Genomic DNA, 13,548 nt, shown 5'->3' on the forward strand with positions numbered 1-13,548 from the left:
GAACGCAAGGGGGATCCGGTGACCCGGGTAGCAGTCTTCGGGGCGCGGGGCCGGATGGGTGCCGAGGTCTGTCGGGCGGTCGAGACCGCTGCGGACCTCGAGCTCGTCGCGGCGGTGGACGTCGGGGACGACCGAGCCGTCGCCGCGACCGCCGAGGTGGTCGTCGACTTCACCCACCCCGACGCCGTGATGGCCAACCTGGCCTGGTGCGTCGAGCACGGCATCTCGGCGGTGGTCGGGACGACCGGGTTCGACGACGAGCGGCTCGACCGGCTCCGGGGGCTGCTCGCCGCCCGGCCGGAGGTCGGCATCCTCGTGGCGGCGAACTTCTCCGTCGGCGCGGTGCTGCTGATGCGCTTCGCCGAGCAGGCGGCCGCCTTCTACGACAGCGTCGAGATCATCGAGCTGCACCACGCGGGCAAGGCCGACGCCCCCTCCGGTACGGCGGCGATGACGGCCCGGCGGGTCGCCGCTGCGCGGTCCGCTGCCGATCTGCCGCCCTCGCCCGACGCAACCGCGCACGAGCTCGCCGGCGCGCGCGGCGCCGACGTGTCCGGTGTCCGGGTGCACAGCGTCCGGCTGCGGGGTCTGGTCGCCCACCAGGAGGTGCTGCTCGGGGCCGAGGGCGAGACGCTGACCCTGCGGCACGACTCGCTCGACCGGGTCTCCTTCATGCCCGGCGTGCTCGCGGCCGTCCGCGCGGTCGGGTCGCGGCCCGGGCTGACGGTCGGCATCGAACCGGTCCTCGGGCTCACCTGATGGCCGCCAAGCGGCGCCGCAACGCCGCGGGGGTCGGACTGCTCGTGTTCCTGCTGCTCGGTGTCCTGGTGGCCGTCGGGCTGTTCGCGGCCGACCGGTACGCCCTCGGACGGACCGAACGGGAGTCCGCCGCCCAGCTGCGGGGCCAGCTCGGCACCCCCACGGTCCCGACGGTGGAGGTCGAGGGGTGGCCGTTCCTCACCCAGGTGCTCGCCCGGGACCTCAAGCGTGTGCACGTGGTCGCCGACGGCATCGGTGCCGCACCCACCGCCGCCAGCGGCAGCACCGTCCGGGTCAGCCGCGCTGACCTGGTGCTCACCGACGTGACGAGCTCGGACTGGTTCCAGACGATGACCGCCCAGCACGTCGAGGGCACGGCCCTGATGGAGTACGCCGAGCTCGGCTCGCTCTCCAGCGTCCCGCTGACCTACGCCGGCGACGGCCGGCTGCGGGTCGAGCAGTCGACCTCGTTCTTCGGGGCCTCGGTGACCGCCCTGGTGACCGGGACGCCGCGCCTCGACGTCGACGCCCAGACGATCATCCTGGCCGACCCGACGATCTCCGTCGCCGGGATCGAGCTGCCTGAGGCCACCGCGGCCGCGCTGCTGCGCGCCCTGGTCAAACCGATCCCCGTCACCGGCCTGCCCTTCAACCTCACCCTCAGCTCGCTGGCCGCCGAGGACGACGGCCTGCACGCCGGCCTCGAGGGCAACAAGGTCGACTTCCACCGCTGACCCTTACCCCACGGGCCCTGAGCTTGTCGAAGGCCTCGAAGAGGTTGCGCCGATCAAGCCCGGCTAGCCGTCCGCCAGGTCGGTGTGCAGCCGGACCTGGGTGAGCCGGACGGCCTCGTCGTCGGTACCGATCTCGCGGCTGCTGCCGTCGGGCACCCAGCCGGCCGCCCCGAGAAAGCCCCGCAACGCCTGGTCGTCCTCGCCGACCCACCACCGGGCGTGGCGGAAGCCGTCGGCCCGCAGCGTGTCGGCGCAGGCGTTCAGCAGCCGCGAGCCGTGGCCCCGGTGCCGGGCGGGCGGGTCGACGGCGAACTCCTGCACCTCGCCGTCCGCCGCCTCGTCGGCGTCAGGGTCCTGGCCGGGGACGGTGGTGGCAAAGCCGACCACCCGGGCGTCCGCGATGGCTACGAGCACCCGGTAGCGCGCCTTTGGCGGCCGGCTGATCGCCTGTCCCCACGCCTGCGTCATCTCCTCAGCCGACACCCCGCCGAGCACGGTGGCCGCCACCTCAGCAGACAGCTCGCTGCTCCAGACCCGCCGCTGGAGGTCCGCGACGGCCGCAGCCTCGGCGGGCCAGGCGAGTCGGACAGAGTCGGCGAGGGGGCCGGGGGTGGTCGTCACGACGGCGATGCTAACCGTTGAGCTCGCGTGTGAAGCAGATCACCTCTGGGCTCGGTAACGAGACCGGGAGCTGACGCGATGTAGTAGCTGAGTCCCGCGGCTTCCTGAACCCCCGAGCAGGTAACCGCGGGACTTCTTGCTGTCCGGAGGTCGCCAGTGGTCATCTGGCGACGAGCGCTGAGCGCGCTTTCGGCGTGTTGTCCCCTGTAACGTAGACGCTCGTGGCCGCCAGCAGCTTGAAAAATCCCCCGCCCCTTGCCGACAACGCCCTCCGCGTGATCCCGCTCGGCGGGCTCGGCGACATCGGCCGCAACATGACCGCGCTGGAGTACCGGGGCCAGCTCCTGCTGATCGACTGCGGGGTGCTGTTCCCCGAGGAGGCCCATCCCGGCGTGGACCTGATCCTGCCCGGCTTCGAGGTGATCGCCGACCGGCTGGACGACGTCGTCGGGCTCGTGCTGACCCACGGCCACGAGGACCACATCGGAGCGGTGCCCTACCTGCTGCGCCAGCGTAACGACATCCCGCTGATCGGCTCCAAGCTGACGTTGGCTCTGCTGAGCGAGAAGTTCCGCGAGCACCGGATCCGCAACGTCGACCGACGCGAGGTCGGCGACTCCGAACGGATCACCGTCGGCCACTTCGACCTCGAGTTCCTGGCGGTCAACCACTCCATCCCGGACGCGCTCGCCGTGGCCGTCCGGACCCCGGCTGGCACGCTGCTGCACACCGGTGACTTCAAGATGGATCAGCTGCCCCTGGACAACCGGACCACCGACGTCCGCGCGCTCGCGCGGCTGGGCGAGGAGGGTGTCGACCTCTTCCTCGTCGACTCCACCAACGCCGAGGTGCCCGGCTTCACCACCCCCGAACGCGACATCGCTCCGGCGTTGGAGCGGGTGTTCAGCCGCAGCCGGCAGCGGGTCATCGTGGCCTGCTTCGCCTCGCACGTGCACCGCGTCCAGCAGGTGATGGACGCCGCGTCCGAGCACGGCCGCAAGGTCGTCTACGTCGGCCGGTCGATGGTCCGCAACATGGGTGTGGCGCGTGATCTCGGCTACCTGAAGGTGCCGGCCAACACCCTGATCGAGATGCGCGACATCGACAGGTACCGGCCCCAGGACGTCGTCATCATCTCCACCGGGTCCCAGGGCGAGCCGCTGTCGGCCCTCTCGCGGATGGCCAACCGCGAGCACCAGGTGATCTCGCTGAAGCCCGGCGACACCGTCGTCCTGGCCAGCTCGATGATCCCCGGCAACGAGAACGCCATCTACCGCGTGATCAACGGCCTGACCAAGCTCGGCGCCAAGGTGGTGCACAAGGGCAACGCGATGGTGCACGTCTCCGGTCACGCCAGTGCCGGCGAGCTCTTGTTCTGCTACAACATCGTCAAGCCGCGCAACGTGATGCCCGTGCACGGGGAGAGCCGGCACCTGATCGCGAACGCCGACCTGGCCGTCGCCACCGGCGTACCTCGCGAGCGGACGATCATCGCCGAGGACGGAGCGGTGATCGACCTGCAGAACGGTCGCGCCCGCATCGTCGGCAAGGTCGACGCCAGCTACATCTTCGTCGACGGCTCCACGGTCGGCGACGTCTCGGAGGCGGCCCTCACCGACCGCAAGATCCTGGGCGAGGAGGGCTTCATCTCGGTCGTGACCGTGGTCAACACCCACTCGGGCAAGATCGTCAGCGGCCCCGACATCCACGCCCGTGGCTTCGTGGAGGGCGACGCGGTCTTCGACGACGTCCGTCCGCTGATCGCCGAGGCCATCGAGTCGGCCCTGGCCGAAGGCGTCGACGACGCCTACCGGCTGCAGCAGGTCGTCCGCCGCCGCCTCGGCAAGTGGGTCAACGACACCCACCGCCGCCGCCCGATGATCATCCCCGTCGTCATCGGGGCCTGACCCCGCGCGGGCTCCGCGGGGAGCTGGTTGGGGGACGCCGAAAACCCGCCCTCCGGGAGGAGAGCGGGTTGCGGTCGATCAGGTCAGCGGGTGACCTTGCCGGCCTTGATGCAGGAGGTGCAGGCGTTCAGCCGCTTGGGGGCTCCGGAGACGATCGCCCGGACGCGCTGGATGTTGGGGTTCCAGCGTCGGTTGGTCTTCTTCTTGGACCAAGGGACGTTGTGGCCGAAGCCCGGTCCCTTGCCGCACACGTCGCATACCGCTGCCACTGGAGTTGCTCCCGTACTTGTCAAAATCTGGTGCCGCCCGGGGGCGACGTCGGTGGATCGCCCGTAGCGGGCAACCGGAACAGAGTACCCGACCGCGACCAGCGCGGGCCAATCGAGCCGGACGCCTGCCTACTAGGGTGTTCGCGTGTCCGAGTCCGTCCGTCCTGCGCCACCGCGGCCGTTGGCCGACGCCTCAGGCGTGTGGTCGGTGTTCGACGCGTGGCTGCGCCGGGCGAGTGCGGTGATCGGTGAGTCGACCGAGGCGCTGAACGCGCTCAACGTCTTTCCCATCTCCGACGCCGACACCGGCTCCAACCTGCAGCTCACCCTCGCCGGCATCGCCCGGGCCGTGCCCGACGTCAACCGGTCCAGCATCGACGCCGTCGTCCAGGCGGCGATCCTCTCCGCGCACGGCAACTCCGGTGCCATCGTCGCCGAGATGTTCTCCAGCGTCTGCCGCAGCCTGCAGCAGCCCAGCGTGAGCATGGCCGTCGGTGGCGCCGGGGACCGGATCGCGCTGCTGCTACGTACCGTCGCCGACGCCGCCCGCCGCGCCGTGGCCCAGCCCGTGGCCGGCACCATCCTGACCGTCGCCGCCGACGCCGCCGTGGCAGCCGAGCAAGCGGCGCTGACCAGCCCGGACGACGCGCTCGCCGTGGCCCGGGCCGCCCAGACCGAGGCCCGGCTGGCCCTGCAGCGGACGCCCGACCAGCTGGAGGTGCTGGCCGAGGCTGGCGTGGTCGACGCGGGCGGCCAGGCGTACGCGCTGCTCGTGGACGCGCTGGTCGAGGTGCTCGGCGGGGAGCCGGCCGTCCCGATCACCGCCGGTGCTCCGGCCAGCCCGGTCCGCTCGACCGGTGGCGACCCCGAGTACGAGGTGATGTACGCCCTGCACGGCGCCGAGCCCGAGGCGCTGATGGCGCTCAAGCAGAAACTGTCAGACCTCGGTCATAGCGTCGTCGTCGTGGGGGAGAGCGGGGCCAGAGGGGACAGAGCTGGCGGGATGGGGCCGGGCGTGGCCCAGGTGCACGTGCACCTCGGCGACCCGGGTGCCGCGGTGGAGGCGGCGCTGGGTCTCGGCCGGCTGTCCCAGGTGCGGATCACTGTGCTCGAACCGGTGGGCCCGGCTGTCCGGTCGGTGATCGCCGTGGTTCCCGGGCGAGGTCTGGCCCGGGCGGTCGTCGCGTCCGGAGCGGTCGCGGTGCTGACCGTCGATGACCAGCCGCTGGCGGAGCTGCTCGGGGCAGCGCTCGGTGACGCCGACGGCGACGTGGTGGTCCTGCCCAACGACCCGGTGGCCCTGGCCGCCGCGCGCCGCCTGGTCGCCGCTCGCCGGGCCGAACGCCGACCGACCCGTCCCCACCGACGGCTCGCGGTGATCCCGACCCTGACCCAGGTCCAGGGGCTGGCGGCGCTCGCGGTGCACGACCCGGACGCCGACTTCGACGCTGTCGTCACGGCGATGAGCGCCGCCGCCGGGCACGCCCGCCACGGCGCCGTCACGGTGGCCGAGACCGAGTCCGACACCCGTACGGGACGCTCGTTCCCCGGAGACGTCCTCGGGGTCGTCGAAGGCAACGTGGTCGAGGTCGGGGCCAGTGTGGTCGAGGTCGCCTGGCGGGTCGTCGAGCGGCTGCTCGCCGCGGGCGGTGAGCTGCTGACGGTGGTGCTCGGCGCCGACGCCACCCTCGAGCTGGCCGACGAGCTGACCAGCCGGACGCGGGAGCGGGCGGCCGGCGTCCAGGTCCAGGTGATCGACGGCGGCCAGCCCGGCTCCGTCGTGCTGGTGGGGCTGGAGTGACCCCCCCGTCGACGAGCCCTCCGGCCACCGGGGCGAGCAGCGCCGCGGTCAGCCCCTGGCGTACGGACACCTACCGCCGGCTGGCCGCCCGGCTCGACTCGGTGCTCGGGGACAGGACGGCCAAGCAGTTCGAGGCCCTGAAGGTACGCACGGTCGACGACCTGATGCACCACCTGCCACGCCGCTACTTCTCCGCCGCGGAGCTCAGCGACCTTTCCGCGCTCCAGCCCGAGCAGGAGGTGGCCGTGGTCGCCGAGGTCGTCGACACCCAGGCGTACAACCTGCCCAACGGCACCTACCGGACCACCAAGAAGCCGCGGCTCGAAGCCGTGATCACCGACCGGCGGGGCTCGCTGACCCTCACCTTCTTCGGGGCTGCCCATCTCATCTCGCACTGGCAGAAAGACCTGGTCCGGGGCGCCCGCGGCATCTTCGCGGGCAAGGTGAAGGAGTTCAACGCCAAGCTGCAGCTCGCGAACCCGGACTTCGTGATCCTGGACGACGAGGGTCGCGTCGTCGGCGGCGCCAAACGCAACGCTGACCTGGCCGGCGCCGTCCGCTTCCCGCTGGTCGGGCTCTACCCGATGGCCGGCAAGCTGCGGACCTGGACCATCGCGGCCTGCGCTGGCCTCGTGCTCGACCACCTCGAGGGGCTGGCCGACCCGCTGCCGGACTGGGTTCGAGCCGAGGCGGAGGTGGTCGACCTGCTGACGGCCTTCCGTGCGCTGCACCAGCCCACCGACCGGTCCGAGATCGAGGCCGGCCGCGACCGGCTGCGTTTCGACGAGGCGTTCGCCCTGCAGCTCACCATGGCCCGGCGCCGCGCGGACGCGGCCGCCCACGGGGCGGTGCCTCGACCTCGCCGTAGGGGAGGGCTGCTCGACGCCTTCGACGCCCGGCTGCCGTTCACCCTCACCGCTGGCCAGGTCGAGGTGGGCGAGGAGATCATGGCCGAGATCGCCCTCGACCACCCGATGCAGCGGCTGCTGCAGGGTGAGGTCGGGTCTGGCAAGACCCTCGTCGCGTTGCGGGCGATGCTGGCGGTGGTCGAGGCCGGCGGCCAGGCCGCGCTGCTCGCCCCGACCGAGGTGCTCGCCGCTCAGCACCACCAGACGATCACCCGGATGCTCGGCGACCTCGCCACGGGCGGGACGCTCGGCGCCGCCGACCACGCGACCGCCGTCACCTTGATCACCGGCTCCCAGAACGCCGCGGCCCGGCGGGCGGCGACTCTGCAGGCGGCGTCCGGCGAGGCCGGCATCGTGGTCGGGACGCACGCGCTGCTGGGCGCGGGTGTGCAGTTCGCCGACCTCGGCCTCGTCGTGGTCGACGAGCAGCACCGCTTCGGGGTCGAGCAGCGGGCCGCGCTGAGCGCCAAGGCGACGGCCCGGCCGCACGTGCTGGTGATGACCGCCACGCCGATCCCCCGGTCGGTGGCGATGACGGTGTTCGGCGACCTCGAGGTGTCGACGCTGCGGGAGGTACCGGCGGGTCGCGCCGACGTGACCACGGTGGTGGTCGACACCCGACGCCAGCCGACGTGGGTCGAGCGGGCCTGGCGGCGGATTACCGAGGAGGTCGCCGCGGGCCGGCAGGCCTACGTGGTCTGCGCCCGGATCTCCTCGACCGCGAGCGCCAAGCCGGACGACCTCGAGGTGCTGCCCGACGTGCCCTTCCTGACCGATCTCAGGGCTGAGGAGCTTCCGCCCGCGGCGGCGGTGGAGGACCTGTTCGCCGAGCTGTCCACCGGTCCGCTCGCCGGTCTCGCGGTGGAGATGCTGCACGGCCAGCTCGCCGCCGAGGACAAGGACGCGGTGATGCGGCGGTTCGCGGCGGGCGAGACCGACGTCCTAGTCGCGACCACCGTGATCGAGGTCGGCGTCGACGTGCCGAACGCTTCGGTGATGGTCGTCTGCGACGCCGACCGCTTCGGCATCTCACAGCTGCACCAGCTGCGCGGCCGGATCGGACGCGGTGGCCACCCGGGCGTCTGTCTGCTGCTGAGCGGGGTGCCCGCCGACAGCCTCGCCGGTGAGCGGCTCGCGGCCGTCGCGGCCACCCGGGACGGGTTCGCGCTGGCCGAGGTCGACCTCGAGCAGCGCCGGGAGGGTGACGTGTTGGGCGCCAGCCAGTCCGGGCACCGGTCGAGCCTGCGGCTACTGCGGGTGCTGACCGACGCCGACGTCATCACCGTGGCCCGGGACCTCGCCGAACGCTGCGTCACCGCCGATCCCGACGTCACCGACCCGGGCCTGGCTGACATGGTCGCCCTGGTCGAGCGGCAGGCGGCCGGCGACTGGCTGGAGCGGACGTGAGCCGGATCATCGCCGGCTCGCGCGGCGGCCGCCGGCTGTCCGTACCGGCCGGGTCGCGCACCCGGCCCACCACAGACCGGGTGCGCGAGGCGCTCTTCTCCGCCGTTGCCGCCTGGGCCGGGACGGCGGACGCCCCCGCCGACCAGTCGCTCGCGGGCCTCGCCGTGGCCGACCTGTACGCCGGGTCCGGCGCCGTGGGGCTGGAGGCCGCGAGCCGTGGGGCCGAGCCGGTACTGCTCGTCGAGTCCGACCGGCGGACCGCCCAGCTGATCGGCCGCAACGCTGCCGAGCTGGGGCTCGGGGTGCAGCAGCAGAGCGTCCGGGTCGAGCAGCTGGTGGCCGCCGGGGCGCCCAGGCCCTTCGACGTGGTCTTCCTCGACCCCCCGTACGACCTGGCCGCCGCTGCAGTCGAGGCCGTGCTGGCCGACCTGGTCGCGCACAGCTGGCTCGCCCCGGACGCGCTGGTCGTCGTGGAACGCAGTCGGCGAGGCGACGCCGTGTCCTGGCCGGCAGGGGCGGGGGAGACCTGGACGAAGAGCTACGGCGAGACCGTGCTGCACTACGCCATCTTTCCTGGGGCGATCTTTCCTGGGGCCATCTTTCCCGGGGCCATCTTTCCCGGGGCGACCTCTCGCGGGGCGACCTCCCCGGCTGCGACCTCCCCGGCTGTGACCACCGAGGTCTGGACACCTCTGTCGTGAGGCCCGGACCCCGCCGACGCTGGAGGAGCACCCCATGACGCGCGCAGTCTGCCCCGGCTCGTTCGACCCGGTCACCCTCGGCCACCTCGACGTGATCGGCCGGGCGGCGGCGATGTTCGACGAGGTGGTGGTCGCGGTCGGTGACAACATCTCCAAGCGCGGCTGGTTCTCCCCGACCGAGCGGGTGGCGATGCTGCGCGAGGCCTGCGCGGCCTGGCCGGGCGTCCGGATCACGCTCTTCGGTGGCCTGCTGGTCGACTTCTGCCGGGCCGAGGGGATCGGAGTCGTGGCCAAGGGCGTCCGGTCCTCCGCCGACGTGGCCTACGAGCTGTCGATGGCCCAGATGAACCGCCGGCTCACGGGTCTCGACACCGTCTTCTTGCCCACGGCACCTGAGTGGTCGTTCCTGTCCTCCTCCCTGGTCCGGGAGGTGGCGGGCCTCGGCGGGGACGTCACGCCGTTCCTCTCCCCGGCCGTCGCCGACCAGGTCCAGCGCCGGGCGGCGGCCCGACGCGAGCCGACGGCCGGTTAGCATGGCTGCTGAGATCTGCGCCACCAGGTGGCACGTGGGGGCGTGCTGTCGTCGTGCTTGAGGAGTGCCATGTCGGACCGGACCACCACCACGGTCAAGCCCACGTCATCGAAGCCCCCGTCGCCGAAGCCCGCGCCGGTCAAGCCCACCGCCGAGGAAAAGCTGGCGCAGCTGCGCGAGCTCGTCCTGAGCGCCCGGGCCATGCCGATGTCGGCGTCCTGCGTGGTCAACCGAGGGGACGTCCTCTCGGCCATCGACGAGGTCATCGACCACCTCCCGGACGAGATCAGTGACGCGCAGCGGGTGATCGACCGGTCCTCGGCCAAGATCGCCGAGGGCGAGGCCGAGCGTGAGCGGATCGTCGCCGAGGCCAAGAACGAGGTCAGCCGGCTGGCCCGCGAGAGCGAGATCGTCACGACCGCCGAGGGCATGGCCGCCCGGATCTTGAGCGACGCCGAGCACGAGGCGGCGGCGCTCCGCAAGGAGACCGACCTGTTCATCGACTCCCGGATGGCGGGTTTCGAGTCGGTGCTGCACAAGACCTCCAGCCAGGTGAAGACGGCGCGGGCGCGGCTCGCCGAGCGCAGCAACCTCGACCCGGCGCGGACGCCCGCTTCGCCGACCACCCCGGCCGGCTGAGGACGGCGTGCCAGACTGGGCGCGGCGCCGGATCGCGCCGGGTTTGGTTGCCGGTCGCCCGGGACGGTAATGTTGGACGTCGGTCATGACGCTGTCAGGACTGCTGGCTTGGAAGGATCGCGATGAGCTCGCCGCATCGCCCGTTGGACCGCCGTTCCGGCTTGGTCCTCGACACCCGTGAACTGGGTCGTCGCGCGGGTGGGATGAAGGTGGTTCAGGCGACCGCTGAAGCTCCGGCAGATCTCGGCATTGCCGTGATCGGGGTACCACCCGGATCTCCGGTCGAGCTGGACGTACGGCTCGAGTCGGTGGTCGAGGGAGTGCTGGTCACCGGCATCGCCACGGTCGAGGTCCGCGGGGAGTGCGTGCGGTGCCTGGGTGAGGTCTCCGACTCGATGGAGATCGACATCCAGGAGCTGTTCGTCTATCCCGGGAACGAAGCCGAGGAGGACGAGGCCAGCAGGCTGGAGGGCGACCTGCTCGACCTCGAGCCGCTGCTCCGTGACGGTGTGGTGCTCGATCTTCCGTTCCGTCCGCTGTGCCGGGAGGACTGTGAGGGGCTGTGCGTCGAGTGTGGCGCCAACCTTAACCTCGTTCCCGACCACACGCACGAGGCGTCGCTCGACCCCCGGTGGGAAAAGCTGCGCGACCTCGAGGACGAGGCGGACGGAACCTACGATGTGCAGAGCCAGTTCCAGGGTTAGAAGATGTGCCACCTGAGGGTGGAGAAGCGAGGAGATCACCGTGGCCGTTCCCAAGAGGAAGATGTCGCGCAGCAACACGCGGCACCGCCGCGCGCAGTGGAAGGCCACGGTGCCGACGCTGGTGACGTGTGCCAACCCGGCTTGCCGCGAGAAGCACCTGCCCCACGTCACCTGCCCGTCCTGCGGTCAGTACGGTCCGCGCGCGGCTCGCCGCCAGGTCCTCGCGTCCTGATCCAGACGGAGGCAGGCTCTGGCCATCAATCGGTGGTCGAGCTGCTGGACCAGCTCGGGATGGATGTCGGTCCCGAGCTGATGACGCGTGCGCTGACGCACCGCTCGTTCGCGTACGAGCAGGGCGGTCTGCCCACCAACGAGCGGCTGGAGTTCCTCGGCGACTCCGTCCTCGGGCTCGTCGTCACCGAGCACCTCTACACCACCTATCCGGACCTTTCCGAGGGCCAGCTCGCCAAGCTGCGGGCCGCGGTGGTGAACTCGCGTGCCCTGGCCGAGGTCGCCCGCGGCCTTGACCTCGGGGCGCTGGTCCGGTTGGGCCGCGGCGAGGAGGCCACCGGTGGACGGGACAAGTCCTCGATCCTCGCCGACACCACCGAGGCTGTGATCGGGGCTGTCTTCACCGAGCACGGCATCGAGGCTTCCCGGGTCTTCGTCCACCACCTCTTCGACGCGCTGATGGTCGACGTGGCCACCCGCGGCGCCGGGCTGGACTGGAAGACGAGCTTGCAGGAACGCGCGTCGCTCGCCGGTCTCGGCGTCCCCGTGTACGAGGTCGGTGAGTCCGGCCCCGACCACGCCAAGACGTTCCAGGCCATGGTGGTGCTCGACGGTCACAGCTACGGCCCCGGCGCCGGCCGGAACAAGAAGGAAGCCGAGCAGAACGCGGCCGCGATCGCGTTTGGCGCCATCAAGGACTCACCCGCCGCCGGCAGCACCGCCGCCGCCGCGGCTCACTGATCCTGACCAGTGACCCTGCCGCGTGCCTGAGCTGCCCGAGGTCGAGACGGTCCGGCGCGGCCTGATCGCCGGCACCCTCGGTCGACAGATCGTGGCCGTGGACGTCCTGCACCCGCGCCCGGTGCGGCGGCACCTGCTGGGCCCCGAGTCGTTTGCTGCGGAGCTGGTCGGTCGGACGTTCGCCGAACCCCGGCGCCGTGGCAAGTACCTGTGGCTGCCGTTCACCGACGGCGACGCACTGCTGGCCCACCTGGGCATGAGCGGACAGTTCCGGCTGGACGCCGCGACCGCCCCGCTCGCCCCGAACACGCGGGTGCTGATCACCTTGGCCGACGGCGACCCCCAGCTGCGGTTCGTCGACCAGCGGATGTTCGGCGGCCTCTCGATCTCTGCCGGCGGCGCGGACCTGCCGGCCGAGGTCGCCCACATCGGCCGCGACCCGTTCGACCCTGAGTTCGACCTGGCCGCCGCGGTCACGCGGCTGCGGCGCAAGCGCACCGGGATCAAGCGGGCCCTGCTCGACCAGCAGCTGGTCTCGGGCATCGGCAACATCTACGCCGACGAGGCCCTCTGGTTGGCCCGGCTGCACTACGCCCGGGCCACGTCGACCCTGCCGAGAGCGCGGGCGGTCGCGGTGCTCACCGCCGCCGGCGACGTGATGGCCACTGCACTGGGCCAGGGCGGCACCTCGTTCGACACGCTCTACGTCAACGTGAACGGCGCCAGTGGCTACTTCGACCGCTCACTGGCGGTCTACGGCCAAGAAGGTCGTCCCTGCCCACGCTGCGGAACGCTCGTCCGCCGCGAGCCGTTCATGAACCGCTCGGCCTTCCGCTGCCCCCGCTGTCAGCGCACTCCCTCCGGCGCGGCGTACGCCGGCTGACCCTGGTCGGCGCCGGCACCGGCGGTATCGTGAAAGGCATCGTGGAGCGTCTCAAGCACTATCTGTTCGTCCGGCACGGTCACAACTGGGTCTTGCTGTTCCGGTTCGGCCTGGTGGGCGGTTCGGGTGTGCTGGTGAACCTGTTGGTCAGCATCCTGCTCAAGCGCAGCGGCCCGCACTTCGACGACGTGTTCCTCAACCTGCCGCTGACGTCGTTCAACGTCCGCTGGTACCACGTCTACTCGATGCTCGCCTTCTTGGTCGCCAACCTCTGGAACTTCCAGCTGAACCGGCGGTTCACCTTCCGCAGCGCCAAGCACAGCGGCTGGTGGCGCGAGTACGCACCGTTCCTCGCGGTCGGGCTGGCGGCTCAGCTCGTCGGGCTGGGCATCCTCACCCTGCTGATGCACCCGGGCTCGTTCCTCTCGCTGCCCTCCGACGTCTTCGACAACTCCAGCGGGCTGCGCACCAAGTTCTACTGGGCCCAGCTGATCGTGATCGCCATCACCGTGCCGATCTCGTTCGTGCTGAACAAGGTGTGGACCTTCTCCGCGGTCCGCGGCGGCGAGCACCCCTCGCTGGCGGAGGAAGCGCAGGCGGAGGAGGCCGAGGCCCGGATCCCCGGCCCGACCAGCAGCTCAGGCTCGACACCCGGCTGAGATGTGCCGGCCGGTCCGGCCGGACGCTTAGGGTGAGGGGGCCTTCCCGCGC

Annotated in this window: 15 protein-coding genes; 13 read left to right on the forward strand and 2 right to left on the reverse strand. The window is 71.7% G+C overall.

What is annotated here, in order from left to right:
• Positions 1–18: 18 nt before the first annotated feature.
• A complete protein-coding gene (dapB, locus tag ACFE76_RS07820) occupies positions 19–759 on the forward strand; it encodes a 4-hydroxy-tetrahydrodipicolinate reductase (RefSeq protein ID WP_375431241.1) in 741 nt (246 codons plus the stop codon).
• Entirely contained in the window at positions 759–1,493 is a 735-nt protein-coding gene (locus ACFE76_RS07825; RefSeq protein WP_375431176.1) for a DUF2993 domain-containing protein, read from the forward strand. The genes dapB and ACFE76_RS07825 overlap by 1 nt, the downstream gene beginning before the upstream one ends.
• A 63-nt stretch (positions 1,494–1,556) precedes the next feature.
• Here ACFE76_RS07825 and ACFE76_RS07830 read toward each other — a convergent pair whose 3' ends face one another.
• Complete coding sequence (locus ACFE76_RS07830; protein ID WP_375431177.1) at positions 1,557–2,114, reverse strand: GNAT family N-acetyltransferase; 558 nt, start codon at positions 2,112–2,114, stop codon at positions 1,557–1,559.
• A gap of 221 nt (positions 2,115–2,335) precedes the next feature.
• Between ACFE76_RS07830 and ACFE76_RS07835 the strand changes: the two genes are divergently transcribed.
• Positions 2,336–4,021, forward strand: coding sequence for a ribonuclease J (locus ACFE76_RS07835; RefSeq protein ID WP_375431178.1), 1,686 nt, complete (start codon positions 2,336–2,338; stop codon positions 4,019–4,021).
• A gap of 83 nt (positions 4,022–4,104) precedes the next feature.
• On the opposite strand, the gene rpmB is transcribed toward ACFE76_RS07835, so the two are convergent.
• Positions 4,105–4,290 (reverse strand): 50S ribosomal protein L28, encoded by a 186-nt coding sequence (gene rpmB, locus ACFE76_RS07840; RefSeq protein ID WP_375422841.1) that lies wholly within the window; start codon positions 4,288–4,290, stop codon positions 4,105–4,107.
• Positions 4,291–4,435: 145 nt separating this feature from the next.
• On the opposite strand from rpmB, the gene ACFE76_RS07845 reads away from it, so the two are divergent.
• The 10 genes from ACFE76_RS07845 (at position 4,436) to ACFE76_RS07890 (ending at position 13,496) form a co-directional block, all read left to right on the forward strand.
• The gene (locus ACFE76_RS07845; protein ID WP_375431179.1) at positions 4,436–6,091 is read left to right on the forward strand and encodes a DAK2 domain-containing protein; all 1,656 of its coding nucleotides are present in this window, start codon (positions 4,436–4,438) and stop codon (positions 6,089–6,091) included.
• Positions 6,088–8,406: an ATP-dependent DNA helicase RecG gene (locus tag ACFE76_RS07850; protein WP_375431180.1), complete on the forward strand. Its 2,319-nt coding sequence runs from the start codon at positions 6,088–6,090 to the stop codon at positions 8,404–8,406. Before ACFE76_RS07845 ends, ACFE76_RS07850 begins: the two co-directional genes overlap by 4 nt.
• Positions 8,403–9,107, forward strand: coding sequence for a 16S rRNA (guanine(966)-N(2))-methyltransferase RsmD (rsmD, locus tag ACFE76_RS07855; protein ID WP_375431181.1), 705 nt, complete (start codon positions 8,403–8,405; stop codon positions 9,105–9,107). The genes ACFE76_RS07850 and rsmD overlap by 4 nt, the downstream gene beginning before the upstream one ends.
• Before the next feature lie 34 nt (positions 9,108–9,141).
• Complete coding sequence (gene coaD / locus ACFE76_RS07860) at positions 9,142–9,639, forward strand: pantetheine-phosphate adenylyltransferase (RefSeq protein WP_375431182.1); 498 nt, start codon at positions 9,142–9,144, stop codon at positions 9,637–9,639.
• A 69-nt stretch (positions 9,640–9,708) separates the two neighbouring features.
• Entirely contained in the window at positions 9,709–10,278 is a 570-nt protein-coding gene (locus tag ACFE76_RS07865; protein ID WP_375431183.1) for a hypothetical protein, read from the forward strand.
• Positions 10,279–10,400: 122 nt separating this feature from the next.
• Complete coding sequence (locus tag ACFE76_RS07870; protein WP_375431184.1) at positions 10,401–10,982, forward strand: DUF177 domain-containing protein; 582 nt, start codon at positions 10,401–10,403, stop codon at positions 10,980–10,982.
• Positions 10,983–11,022: 40 nt separating this feature from the next.
• Positions 11,023–11,214, forward strand: a complete 192-nt coding sequence (rpmF, locus tag ACFE76_RS07875) for a 50S ribosomal protein L32 (protein ID WP_375431185.1) — start codon at positions 11,023–11,025, stop codon at positions 11,212–11,214.
• A 59-nt stretch (positions 11,215–11,273) separates the two neighbouring features.
• The gene (rnc, locus tag ACFE76_RS07880; protein ID WP_375431242.1) at positions 11,274–11,954 is read left to right on the forward strand and encodes a ribonuclease III; all 681 of its coding nucleotides are present in this window, start codon (positions 11,274–11,276) and stop codon (positions 11,952–11,954) included.
• 22 nt (positions 11,955–11,976) lie between these two features.
• Positions 11,977–12,837: a bifunctional DNA-formamidopyrimidine glycosylase/DNA-(apurinic or apyrimidinic site) lyase gene (gene mutM, locus ACFE76_RS07885; protein ID WP_375431186.1), complete on the forward strand. Its 861-nt coding sequence runs from the start codon at positions 11,977–11,979 to the stop codon at positions 12,835–12,837.
• Positions 12,838–12,878: 41 nt separating this feature from the next.
• A complete protein-coding gene (locus ACFE76_RS07890) occupies positions 12,879–13,496 on the forward strand; it encodes a GtrA family protein (RefSeq protein ID WP_375431187.1) in 618 nt (205 codons plus the stop codon).
• Positions 13,497–13,548 lie beyond the last annotated feature (52 nt).

The sequence above is a fragment of the uncultured Friedmanniella sp. genome (genome assembly GCF_964244005.1).
GTDB lineage: Bacteria > Actinomycetota > Actinomycetes > Propionibacteriales > Propionibacteriaceae > Microlunatus.